Origin of the sequence: Streptomyces sp. RG80, assembly GCF_040446465.1 — a bacterium.
Lineage (GTDB): Bacteria > Actinomycetota > Actinomycetes > Streptomycetales > Streptomycetaceae > Streptomyces.
This window is the reverse complement of sequence record NZ_JBEAAJ010000012.1, coordinates 265,412-276,032: the sequence shown is the minus strand read 5'-3', so window position 1 is coordinate 276,032 and position 10,621 is coordinate 265,412. Positions and strand designations below refer to the sequence as shown.

The following is a 10,621-nucleotide window of genomic DNA, read 5'->3' as shown; positions in this document are numbered from 1 at the left end:
GGGTCCTTACTTCACGGCTCCCACGGCGATGCCGCGGGTGAGCGTGCGCTGGAAGAGGAGGAAGAAGACGATCGCCGGGAGGACACCGAGCAGGGCCGCCGCGTTGGTCATCGTGGCGTCCATCAGACGCTGGCCCTGGAGGACGCCGAGGGCCACCGACACCGTCTGGTTGTCGTTGGAGATCAGCATGACCAGGGGGAGCAGGAACTCGTTCCAGGTCCAGATGAAGAAGAAGACCAGCAGTACGCCGATGGTGGGGCGGCTGACCGGGACGACGATCCGCCAGAGGATCTGCCACTTGTTCGCGCCGTCGATCTTCGCGGCCTCGATGATCTCGCGGGGGAACTGGCCCAGGACGGAGGAGAGGAGGTAGGTGCCGAACGCCGCCTGGATCACCGTGAACACGATGATCACGCTGAGCCTGGTGTCGTAGAGCCCGGCTTCCTTGCTCAGGTAGTAGATCGGGTAGACCAGCGCCTCCTGCGGCAGCATGTTCGCCAGCACGAAGAAGGCCAGGACCCAGGTGCGGCCCTTGATGCGGCCGATGCCGATCGCGTACGCGTTGAGCACCGAGAGGATCACCGCGAGAACCGCCACCGCGCCGCTGATCAGCAGGGAGTTGAAGAGCTTCTGGCTGTAGTCGACGCGCTCCCAGAAATCCTTCAGACCGTCCAGGTAGAGACCGTCGGGGAGGCTGAGGGGGCCGTTCTGGGAGTACTCGGTGGGGGACTTGAACGCGTTGATCGCGACGATCAGGAACGGCACGATCATGAAGAGGGCCGCGACGCACAGGGCGACGAGGACGGGGTAACGGCGTAGCGCGGTGCTCATGCTCTCCCCTCCGCGCGGGTCTGGAGCTTCAGGCCGATCAGGGAGAGCGCCAGGATGATCACCGTGAGCACGGTGGAGATGGCGGCGCCATAGCCGACCTGCGTCTTCTCGAAGAACGTGGTGAAGGAGAAGTAGGACGGGACGTTGGTCGCGCCGCCCGGTCCGCCCTTCGTCAGGACGTACACCGCGCCGAAGACCTTCAGCGCGGCGATCGTGCACCAGGTCAGGACGACGTAGATCTCCGGGCGGATCTGCGGCAGTGTGATGTGCCAGAAGCGGCGCCACCAGCCGGCGCCGTCGAGTTCGGCCGCCTCGTACAGCTGGGGGTCGACGCGTTGCAGGCCCGCCATGAAGACGACCAGCGGGAAGCCGAGTTGGACCCAGACCATGACGCCCATGACGGAGTACAGGGCGATGTCCGGGTCGCCGAGCCAGTCCTGCTGCCAGCTCGACAGGCCTACGGCCTTCAGGAGTTCGTTGAGGGAGCCGTTGTCGGGGGCGAGGATCCAGCTCCAGACGATGCCCGCGACCGCGATCGGCAGCACCTGGGGGAGGTAGAAGCAGGCGCGCAGGACGGCCGTCATCCGGCTGCCGAAGTGCTTGCCGACGTAGTCGAACAGGGCGGCCGCCAGGACCAGTCCGACCGCCGTCGGTATCGCCGCCATGGCGAGGACCATGAAGAGGCTGTGCCGGAAGGACGCCCAGAACTCCGAGTCGTCCATCAGCTCGCGGTAGTTGGCGAGCCCGGACCAGCTGGGTGAGCCCACCCCCTGCCAGTCGGTGAAGCTGACGCCCGTGTTCATCAGGAACGGGACGACGATGACCGCGAGGAAGGCGAGGAAGCCGGGGAGGAGGAAGAGGGCGTACGAGTCGCGGGGGCGGCGCACGGGCCTGTCGCCGGGGCTCTTGCGGACGGCCCGTGCGCCGCGTTCGACGGTCACCGTCATTGCTTCGGCGCGCCCTTGTCGTACGCCTCCTGGAGGGCGTCCAGATAGCCGTCCGGTTCCTCGCTGCTGGTGATCAGCTTCTGGGTCTCGGAGACGAGGACGTCGTAGTAGCCGGGGACCGGCCAGTCGGGGTAGAAGGCGAGGCCGTCGCGCTGGGAGAGGACGTTGAAGTTGTCGATGAGCTCCTTCGACTTCGGGTCGGTGATGGCGCTCGCGTCGGCGGCGACCGGGACACCGCCCTTGTTGCCGAGCAGGTTCTGGATCTTCTTCGACATGGTGATGTCGATGAAGTCGTAGGCCAGCTTCTTGTTCTTGGCGCCCTTGGGGACGACCCACAGGTTGCCGCCGGAGCCGAGGGTGAGGTTGGAGTCGGGCCACAGGAACGTGCCCCAGTCGAACTTCGCCTCGTCGACGAACCGGCCGTACCACCAGCTGCCGGAGAACAGGATCGGCGACTTGCCCTGGATGAAGGAGACGCCCGCGTCCTCGGCCTTGGTGCTGCTGGACGTCTTGGCGATGTAGCCCTTCTTCACCCAGTCGGCGAAGGTGTCGGCGGCGTAGGTCCAGGCGGGGTCGTGGAAGTCGGTCTTGCCCTTGTAGAGCTCGTAGGAGTCGACCCAGGCGCGGTCGGCCTTCGACAGGGCGAGCTGGTAGAGGTACTGCTGGGCGGGGTACTCGGCGCCCGAGTTGGCGAGCGGGGTGACCTTGTTCTCGACGAACTTGTCCATGGCGGCGGTCAGTTCGTCGAACGTCTTCGGCTCGGCGATGCCGTACTTCGCGAAGAGGTCCTTGTTGTAGAACACCATCGTGTACTCGGCGTAGTTGGGGACGCCGTACCACTTGCCGGAGCCCATGACGCCGTTGGTGTCGTAGACGCTGGTGGTGCGCACGCTCGCGCTGAGCTTCTTGTCCCAGCCGCGGCTCGTGGCCTCCTGGGTGAGGTCGGTGAGGAGCCCCTGCTTGGAGAGCAGGCCCGCGGTCGCGTTGCCCTTGTTGTACTCCATGACGTCGGGGGCGTCGGAGGAGTTGAGGACCATCGGGGCGGTCTTCTGGATCTGTTCGAAGCCCTTCGCCTCGAACTCCACCTTCACGCCCGGGTGTTTGGCCTTGAACTCCTTGATCGCCTCGTCCCAGGCCTGCCCCATCGCGCTGTTCGGGGCCTCGTAGTGCCACAGCTTGAGCGTCTTGCCGTCCTCGGAGGACCCGCTGTCCGAGTCTCCGCAGGAGGCCAGGAGCAGCGACCCGCTCAGGGCCACCGCCATCGCCATCACACGCCTTCGTGCCGTCAACATCCCGTGCCTCCAGGGAAGTTCGGAGCCGGATGGTGCTGGGGGGCGTCACGCGACGCTGGTTGATCGGCCGCTGGGGGCGGTCGTCGAACCGTTTCGATGCGTGACGTCGAAGCGCTTCGACGGGCGAAGGTATGTGCGAGCTGTGGGGGCGTCAATGGGGTGCGCGCGAATTGGGGCGGGGGTTCGACGGGTCGATCATGGGGAGTCGGGGGTCGGAGGCGCCGGTGCGCTCACCTCCGTACCGCCCCCACCAGCGAGATCATCAACGCCACCGCGGCCGCGGTCACCGGCACCCCGAACCCCGCTGGCGCCGAGGCGTGTTCGGACATCCAGCCGCCGATCGCGCTGCCCGCGGCGATCCCGCCGAGCAGGCCGGTCACCGCGAGGGTCATGCCCTCGTTGATGCGGCCCTCGGGGGTGCGCTCCTGGACGAGGGTCATGCCGGTCACCATCGTCGGCGCGGTGGCCATCCCGGCGAGCAGGAGGGCTCCCGCGAGGGCCAGGAGGGACCCCGTGAGGGACGCGGCCAGGAGCGGGAGCGCCATCAGGGCCGTCATCGCCGCCACGCACCAGGGGTAGCGGTGCTCCGCCGGACCCGCCGGCTTCCACGCGCCGTACAGCAGCCCGGCCGCGCAGGAACCGGCCGCCTGGAGGGCGAGGACGACACCGGCCGCCGCCGGATGCCCCTGGGCGTCCGCGTACGCGATCGTGACGACCTCCATCGAGCCGAACACCGCGCCCATGGCGAGGCAGATGACCAGGAGGGGACGGATACCGGGGGCCCGGAGCGGCGCCCTGCCTCTGTCCAGCGCCCTGGACACCGGCGGTTCCGTCGAGCGCTGCGCCGTGAACACCAGCATCCCCGTGACCAGCAGCCCCACTCCGACCAGCGTCCCCGCCTGCGGGGCGAGCGCGCTGCACAACAGGACCGCCAGCACCGGGCCCAGCATGAAGCACAGCTCGTCCGCGGCCTGCTCGAAGGAGTTCGCGGTGTGCAGGGCCTTGTCGTCGCCCTTGAGGAGGTGGGCCCAGCGGGCCCGGGACATGCCGCCGATGTTCGGGGTCGTGGCGGTGGCGGCGTACGCGACGAACAACGTCCACGCGGGGGCGCCGCGGTGCACACACAGCACCAGTGCGAGTGACCCCAGCGCCGCGAGCAGCGTCGCCGGCACCGCCACCCGCGCCTGGCCGTACCGGTCGACGAGCCGTGCCGTCCAGGGCGCCACCAGCGCGGTCGCCGCGAGGCCGGTCGCGGTGACGGCGCCGGCGAGGGCGTACGAGTCCCGCGCGGCGACGATCATGACGACCGCGCTCACGCTGAACATGCCCATGGGGAGCCGGGCGAGCAGGTTCCCGACGGTGAAGGCGCGAGTGCCGGGGTGGGTGAAGAGCCGGCGGTAGGGGCCGGGCGTGCGCGGGGGACGGGGAGTGAAGTCGACGGCGACGAGCATGTCTCCGGTCGTCGTGAACATGGGTTGCGGCATGCGTCCACCGTCGCCCGGGAGTGATCACGGGGTCCAACACCTGGTTGGGGGGCATTCACGCGGATTGATTGTGAATCCGCGGGGGCCCGGGACGCATGGTGCCGGTTTGCCGGGATCTGGGATGCCGATGCGCCGGGACCCGGGGATGCCGATGCGCCGGGACCCGCGTTGCCGATCTGTCGGGACCTGGGATGCCGATGCGCCGGGACCCGCGTTGCCGATCTGTCGGGACCTGGGATGCCGATGCGCCGGAACCCGTGGCGCCGACCCACCGGAACCGTGGCGCTGATCCGCCGGAACCGTGGCGCCGACCCGCAGGAACCGTGGCGCCGATCCGCCGGAACCCGTGGTGCCGACCCGCCGGCATCGCGATGCCGATCCGCCGGAATCCCCGATGCCGATTCACCCGCCCCCGTTGTAGCTTCGCCGGATGCCTGCCCCGACCCACCTCGACCCCCGCCTCCTGCGCGCCTTCCTCGCCGTCGCCGAGGAGCTGCACTTCACCCGGGCCGCGACCCGTCTCTACGTCGCCCAGCAGGCCCTCAGCCGGGACGTGCGGCGACTGGAGCGGGAGCTGGGCGCCGAGCTCTTCGTACGGACCACCCGGCAGGTGACCCTGACCTCCGACGGGGAGCGGCTGGTGCCGCACGCCCGCCGCGTGCTGGACGCGCAGGACGCCTTGATCGCCGCGTTCGGGCAGGTCAGGCCGCTGTTGGTCGACCTCAACTCGCCCGGCCTCGGCACCGGGCACCGGGTGCTGCTCCGGGCCCGCGAACTCGCCCCCGACCTCGAGCTGATGGCCCGCTACGAGAGCGGCCTGACCGGCGCGGCGGCCGAGGTGCTCGCCGGTCGCCTGGACGCCTCGTTCGGCCGGTACGCGGGGCTCGCCCCGGCGCTGCGGGCGGGCCTCGACCACCAGATCGTCCGCCTCGAACGCATGGCGGTCGTCCTGCCCGAGGACCACCGGCTCGCGGCGCTGCCGGAGGTGCCGCTGGCCGAGCTGGCGGGGGAGGAGGTGTACGCCGGGGCCGGCAACCCCCGGACGCCGGAGTGGACCGACCTCGCGCGGCTGCTCTTCGAGGGCCGGGGGATCGCCGTGGCGGCTCCCGCGCCGCTCGCGGTCGGGCGCGAGGAGTTCCAACGGGTCATGTCCAGGACACGGAACCCGGTCCTCGCGGTGGTGGGCTTTCCGGCCATGCCGCAGACCGTCCTTCGGCCACTGGTCGATCCGGTGCCCCTGTCGCCCGTGTCCCTGGTCTGGCGCAAGGGCCTGACGCACCCCGGAATCGACGCGCTACGACGGGCGGCGAGTGAGCTGGGGGCGGCGGAAGGGTGGCTTCAGCGGCCCGCCGATGGATGGATTCCGGCCATTGACATAGCGGGCATGAATGTCCACAAGTGACACATCACAAACACACCAACCGCGCGTGCGCTACATTCGTCGCCTGAGCACGCTGTGGTAAATGGGGGCGCTTGGACCGGGTGGGGGCCCGGTTCGGTCGACGTTGCTCGGGTCGTACGCGCACCCTGAACTGTCCCGTGGGGGGATGTGCGTGCGCGAGAACAATTGGCGGGAAGACGCCCAACCGGAATGGCCTTCAGTGGCTCCGGGGGTAAGGGCTTTCCCCGCGACGGGGAACGGCACCCGGGCGTTTCCGGAGAACGGCGTCCAGGCCTTTCCGGAGCCGAGAGGAACGGATGTCCTCGCGTCGGTGGACGAGACCGAGGCGCTTCCCGGAGTGAGCCCCGGGAGGTCCGGTATCGCCGACCCCTGGAGCGACGTCCACGGCGTCCAGGAGGGCCACGGAGCGCCCGGCGCCCATGACGCCCATGACCCGCACGAGGTCACCGTCCAGCTGGACGCGGTCGCCCTGCGGGCCGACAACCGTCTCGTCGGGCAGGCGGGGGAGACCCCGGAGAACTCCGACGGCCCGGTCTTCGTCGACGAGTCGGGCCGCAGAAGCCGTAGATACCGCCGGATCGGCATCTTCGTCGGGCTGGCCTGCGCGGTCTACGCCATCGTCATCGTCATGACGCTGCTGTCCGGCAACTCCAACGCGCCCTGGCTGCCCGTACCGGGTCAGGGCGAGGGCAAGGAGGCCGGCCAGGTCGAAAACTCCCCGCTGCCCGGGGAGACCGTCGTGCCCACCGACGCCGGAAGCCTCTCGCCCGGAACCTCGCCGGTCCCGAGCGACGCCGGCACCCCGTCGTCGAGCGCCACCGCGCCCGGTGCCTCCGCGAGCGCTCAGGAGCCGGGCGCCGTCACCGACCCGAAGCCGACGGCGACCAAGACCACCGTCCCGGGCCCGGGCGGCGACCCCACCCCGGACCCCGAGACGCCGACCGACCCGGCGACGAGCAACCCGCCCGACCCGACGCCGACCGAGGAACCCTCGCCCGACCCGACCGAGACCCCGGCCGGCGACAGCGCGGGCACCGGCACCGACACGGTGGCCGACGGCGCGCCGAACCCCGCGCCGGTCGGCGCCACGACACCGCCCCCGGAGAGCACCGTCTGATGGCAACCCGTACCCGCCGTCCCGGGGCCGCGACCGGAGCCCGTGACGGCTCTCGGCGCCGGCTGCCCATGCGCCTGCTCCTGCCCTGCCTCTTCCTCGTCGCCCTGATGGCGATGCTGATGCTGCGCGGCTACGTCCACAGCGAGATCCTCGCCGACCACCGCGTCCAGGCCCCCGCCTCCGCCGACCAGGTCCCGGAGCGGATCATCGAGGGCGGCCCGGTCATCGACACCCGCAGCGGCCGCACCCAGAGCCTGAGCCTGAAGGACCACCGCCTCGTCCTCACCTTCGACGACGGCCCGGACCCGGAGTGGACCCCGAAGGTCCTCGACGTGCTGAAGGAGCACGACGCCCACGCGGTGTTCTTCGTCACCGGCACCATGGCCTCCCGCTACCCGGACCTGGTCCGGCGCATGGTCGAAGAGGGCCACGAGGTCGGTCTGCACACCTTCAACCACCCCGACCTGTCCTACCAGTCGAAGAAGCGCATCGACTGGGAGCTGTCCCAGAACCAGCTCGCGATCACCGGCGCCGCCGGCATCCGCACCTCGCTCTTCCGCCCGCCGTACTCCTCCTTCGCCGACGCCATGGACAACAAGTCCTGGCCGGTCACCGACTACATCGGCACCCGCGGCTACATCACGGTCGTCAACAACACCGACAGCGAGGACTGGCGCAAGCCCGGCGTCGAGGAGATCATCCGCAACGCCACGCCCAAGGGCGGCAAGGGCGCGATCGTCCTGATGCACGACTCCGGCGGAGACCGCCACCAGACCGTGCAGGCGCTGGACCGGTTCCTGCCCGAACTGAAGTCCCAGGGCTACGAGTTCGACAACCTCACCGAGGCCCTCGGCGCGCCCAGCGCGCACACCCAGGTCACCGGCGCCGACCTGTGGAAGGGCAAGGCGTGGGTGTTCCTGGTCGGCGCCTCCGACAACATCACCGCGGTGCTGGTGGTCGCCCTCGCGATCATCGGGTTCCTCGTGATCAGCCGGTTCGTGCTGATGCTCCTGCTGTCCGGCGTGCACGCCCGCCGGGTGCGCCGCCGCGGCTTCCGCTGGGGGAACCCGGTCTTCGAACCGGTCTCGGTGCTGGTGCCGGCGTACAACGAGGCCAAGTGCATCGAGAACACCGTCCGTTCCCTGATGGCGAGCGAGCACCCCATCGAGGTGATCGTCGTCGACGACGGTTCGAGTGACGGCACCGCGCGGATCGTCGAGGCGATGGGCCTGCCCAACGTCCGGGTCGTCCGCCAGCTGAACGCGGGCAAGCCCGCCGCGCTCAACCGAGGCCTCGCCAACGCCCGTTACGACATCATCGTGATGATGGACGGCGACACCGTCTTCGAACCGTCCACCGTCCGCGAACTGGTCCAGCCCTTCGGTGACCCGGCCGTCGGAGCCGTGGCCGGCAACGCGAAGGTCGGCAACCGCGACTCCCTCATCGGCGCCTGGCAGCACATCGAGTACGTGATGGGCTTCAACCTCGACCGCCGGATGTACGACATCCTGCGCTGCATGCCGACCATCCCCGGCGCCGTCGGGGCCTTCCGCCGGTCGGCTCTGGAGCGGGTCGGCGGCATGAGCGACGACACGCTCGCCGAGGACACCGACATCACCATGGCGATGCACCGCGACGGCTGGCGGGTCGTCTACGCCGAGAAGGCCCGGGCCTGGACCGAGGCACCGGAGACCGTCCAGCAGCTCTGGTCGCAGCGCTACCGCTGGTCGTACGGCACCATGCAGGCGATCTGGAAGCACCGCAGGGCCCTGGTGGAACGCGGACCGTCGGGCCGCTTCGGCCGCGTCGGCCTGCCGTTGGTCTCGCTCTTCATGGTGCTGGCGCCCCTGCTGGCCCCGCTGATCGACGTGTTCCTCATCTACGGCCTGGTCTTCGGCCCCACCCAGAAGACGGTCATGGCCTGGCTGGGCGTCCTGGCGATCCAACTGGTCTGCGCGGCCTACGCCTTCCGCCTCGACCGCGAACGCATGACCCACCTGATCTCGCTGCCCCTCCAGCAGATCCTGTACCGCCAGCTCATGTACGTCGTCCTCCTCCAGTCCTGGATCACCGCCCTGACCGGCGGCCGGCTGCGCTGGCAGAAGCTGCGGCGCACGGGTGTCGTCGAGGCGCCCGGCGGCCCGGTGCCGCGGCAAGGGGCACGCGGTGCGAGCGACAGCAGTGACCGAGGCGATCGAAGGCCGGTGGGATGAGCCAGGGATACACACAGTCGTACGGTGCCCAGGCGGCGCCCGGAGTCCCCGAGGCGCCCGCACAGGCGGCGGCCACTTCTGCGGTGGCCGCTCCGAAGAAGCCGGGGCGTGACCGGTATCTGGATCTGCTGCGCTCGATAGCCCTGGTCCGCGTGGTCGCCTACCACCTGTTCGGCTGGGCCTGGCTGACGATCCTGTTCCCCTCCATGGGCGTGATGTTCGCGCTCGCGGGCTCACTGATGGCTCGCTCGCTGAAGCGGCCCGCGTGGGGTGTGATCAGGGGCCGGATCAGACGTCTGCTGCCGCCGCTGTGGGTGTTCAGCGCGGTGGTGCTGACACTGATGTTCGCGGGCGGCTGGAACATCTCGGAGGACCCGGACCACGGTGGGGTCTGGGGCCTGGTGGAACTGGTCAACTATGTGATCCCGTTCGGTGCGCCGCCCTTCCCGTGGAGCATCGGCTCCCAGTCGGGGCTGCTGGAGAACACCTGGGCGGTGCAGGCGGCGGGCGTGCTGTGGTACCTCCGGGCGTACCTCTGGTTCGTGGTCGCCTCCCCGCTGCTGCTGTGGGCGTTCCGCCGGGCGCCGTGGCCGACGCTGCTGGCCCCGCTGGGGCTGACGGCGATCGTCGGCACGGGCCTGGTGACGATCCCGGGTGAGACGGGCAACGCGGTCTCGGACTTCGCGGTCTACGGCGGCTGCTGGGTGCTGGGCTTCGCCCATCACGAGGGTCTGCTGACGAAGGTCCCGCGCTATGTCGCCGTCTCCTGCGCGACCTTGGTGATGGCCTTCGGTCTGTGGTGGGCTTCGGGCCACCTGGGCCCGGACGGCTGGGACCTCAACGACATCCCGCTGGCCCAGGCGACCTGGTCCTTCGGCTTCGTCGTGATCCTGCTCATCTACTCCCCGTCCTGGCAGGAACTCCCGGGCCGGCTCGCGAAGTGGGACAAGCTGGTGACGCTGTCCAACAACCGCGCGGTCACCATCTACCTGTGGCACAACATGCTCATCATGGCCACGGTCCCGATCCTCGACCAGCTGTACAGCCTTCCCTTCATGGAGAGTGAGCGGGCCACGGCCGCCCTCGACTCGACCTACATGATCTGGATGTTCTTCCTGGTCTGGCCGTTGATCGGGCTGGCGATCCTGAGCGTGGGCTGGATCGAGGACCTCGCGGCCAAGCGCAGGCCTCGGCTGTGGCCCAACGGGGCGAAGAAGCGGGCGGGGGCGGGGCACCGGGCCTGACCCGGGCACCACCCGCGTAGCGAACCCGCGTAGCGAGGACTGGAAAAGACAACTCGACCCGGATGGGTGATTTGTCTTTTTCATTTCCATG

8 protein-coding genes are annotated in these 10,621 nt (G+C 69.8%); 4 read left to right on the top strand and 4 right to left on the bottom strand.

Annotated features, from left to right (window positions below; all coding sequences use genetic code 11):
* Positions 1 to 6 precede the first annotated feature (6 nt).
* From ABKA17_RS37685 to ABKA17_RS37670, 4 genes are all read right to left on the bottom strand, one after another.
* Positions 7 to 831 carry a carbohydrate ABC transporter permease gene (locus ABKA17_RS37685; RefSeq protein ID WP_353696877.1) on the bottom strand — a complete coding sequence of 275 codons (825 nt, stop codon included), beginning with the start codon at positions 829 to 831 and terminating at the stop codon, positions 7 to 9.
* Positions 828 to 1,778: a carbohydrate ABC transporter permease gene (locus ABKA17_RS37680; RefSeq protein ID WP_353696876.1), complete on the bottom strand. Its 951-nt coding sequence runs from the start codon at positions 1,776 to 1,778 to the stop codon at positions 828 to 830. The genes ABKA17_RS37685 and ABKA17_RS37680 overlap by 4 nt, the downstream gene beginning before the upstream one ends.
* Complete coding sequence (locus ABKA17_RS37675) at positions 1,775 to 3,070, bottom strand: ABC transporter substrate-binding protein (RefSeq protein WP_502994511.1); 1,296 nt, start codon at positions 3,068 to 3,070, stop codon at positions 1,775 to 1,777. The genes ABKA17_RS37680 and ABKA17_RS37675 overlap by 4 nt, the downstream gene beginning before the upstream one ends.
* Before the next feature lie 230 nt (positions 3,071 to 3,300).
* The gene (locus ABKA17_RS37670; RefSeq protein ID WP_353696874.1) at positions 3,301 to 4,554 is read right to left on the bottom strand and encodes an MFS transporter; all 1,254 of its coding nucleotides are present in this window, start codon (positions 4,552 to 4,554) and stop codon (positions 3,301 to 3,303) included.
* A gap of 430 nt (positions 4,555 to 4,984) precedes the next feature.
* Between ABKA17_RS37670 and ABKA17_RS37665 the strand changes: the two genes are divergently transcribed.
* The 4 genes from ABKA17_RS37665 (at position 4,985) to ABKA17_RS37650 (ending at position 10,530) form a co-directional block, all read left to right on the top strand.
* Positions 4,985 to 5,956, top strand: coding sequence for a LysR family transcriptional regulator (locus tag ABKA17_RS37665; RefSeq protein WP_353696873.1), 972 nt, complete (start codon positions 4,985 to 4,987; stop codon positions 5,954 to 5,956).
* A gap of 310 nt (positions 5,957 to 6,266) precedes the next feature.
* Positions 6,267 to 7,073, top strand: a complete 807-nt coding sequence (locus ABKA17_RS37660) for a hypothetical protein (protein ID WP_353696872.1) — start codon at positions 6,267 to 6,269, stop codon at positions 7,071 to 7,073.
* Complete coding sequence (locus ABKA17_RS37655; RefSeq protein WP_353696871.1) at positions 7,073 to 9,286, top strand: bifunctional polysaccharide deacetylase/glycosyltransferase family 2 protein; 2,214 nt, start codon at positions 7,073 to 7,075, stop codon at positions 9,284 to 9,286. The genes ABKA17_RS37660 and ABKA17_RS37655 overlap by 1 nt, the downstream gene beginning before the upstream one ends.
* Positions 9,283 to 10,530 (top strand): acyltransferase family protein, encoded by a 1,248-nt coding sequence (locus ABKA17_RS37650; protein WP_353696870.1) that lies wholly within the window; start codon positions 9,283 to 9,285, stop codon positions 10,528 to 10,530. Before ABKA17_RS37655 ends, ABKA17_RS37650 begins: the two co-directional genes overlap by 4 nt.
* The last annotated feature ends 91 nt before the right edge of the window (positions 10,531 to 10,621 follow it).

Excerpts from the sequence above, each read along its gene's own strand:
- ABKA17_RS37685 (WP_353696877.1), bottom strand. The coding sequence starts at position 831 with ATGAGCACCGCGCTACGCCGTTACCCCGTCCTCGTCGCCCTGTGCGTC.
- ABKA17_RS37680 (WP_353696876.1), bottom strand. The coding sequence starts at position 1,778 with ATGACGGTGACCGTCGAACGCGGCGCACGGGCCGTCCGCAAGAGCCCC.
- ABKA17_RS37675 (WP_502994511.1), bottom strand. The coding sequence starts at position 3,070 with ATGTTGACGGCACGAAGGCGTGTGATGGCGATGGCGGTGGCCCTGAGC.
- ABKA17_RS37670 (WP_353696874.1), bottom strand. The coding sequence starts at position 4,554 with ATGCCGCAACCCATGTTCACGACGACCGGAGACATGCTCGTCGCCGTC.
- ABKA17_RS37665 (WP_353696873.1), top strand. The coding sequence starts at position 4,985 with ATGCCTGCCCCGACCCACCTCGACCCCCGCCTCCTGCGCGCCTTCCTC.
- ABKA17_RS37655 (WP_353696871.1), top strand. The coding sequence starts at position 7,073 with ATGGCAACCCGTACCCGCCGTCCCGGGGCCGCGACCGGAGCCCGTGAC.
- ABKA17_RS37650 (WP_353696870.1), top strand. The coding sequence starts at position 9,283 with ATGAGCCAGGGATACACACAGTCGTACGGTGCCCAGGCGGCGCCCGGA.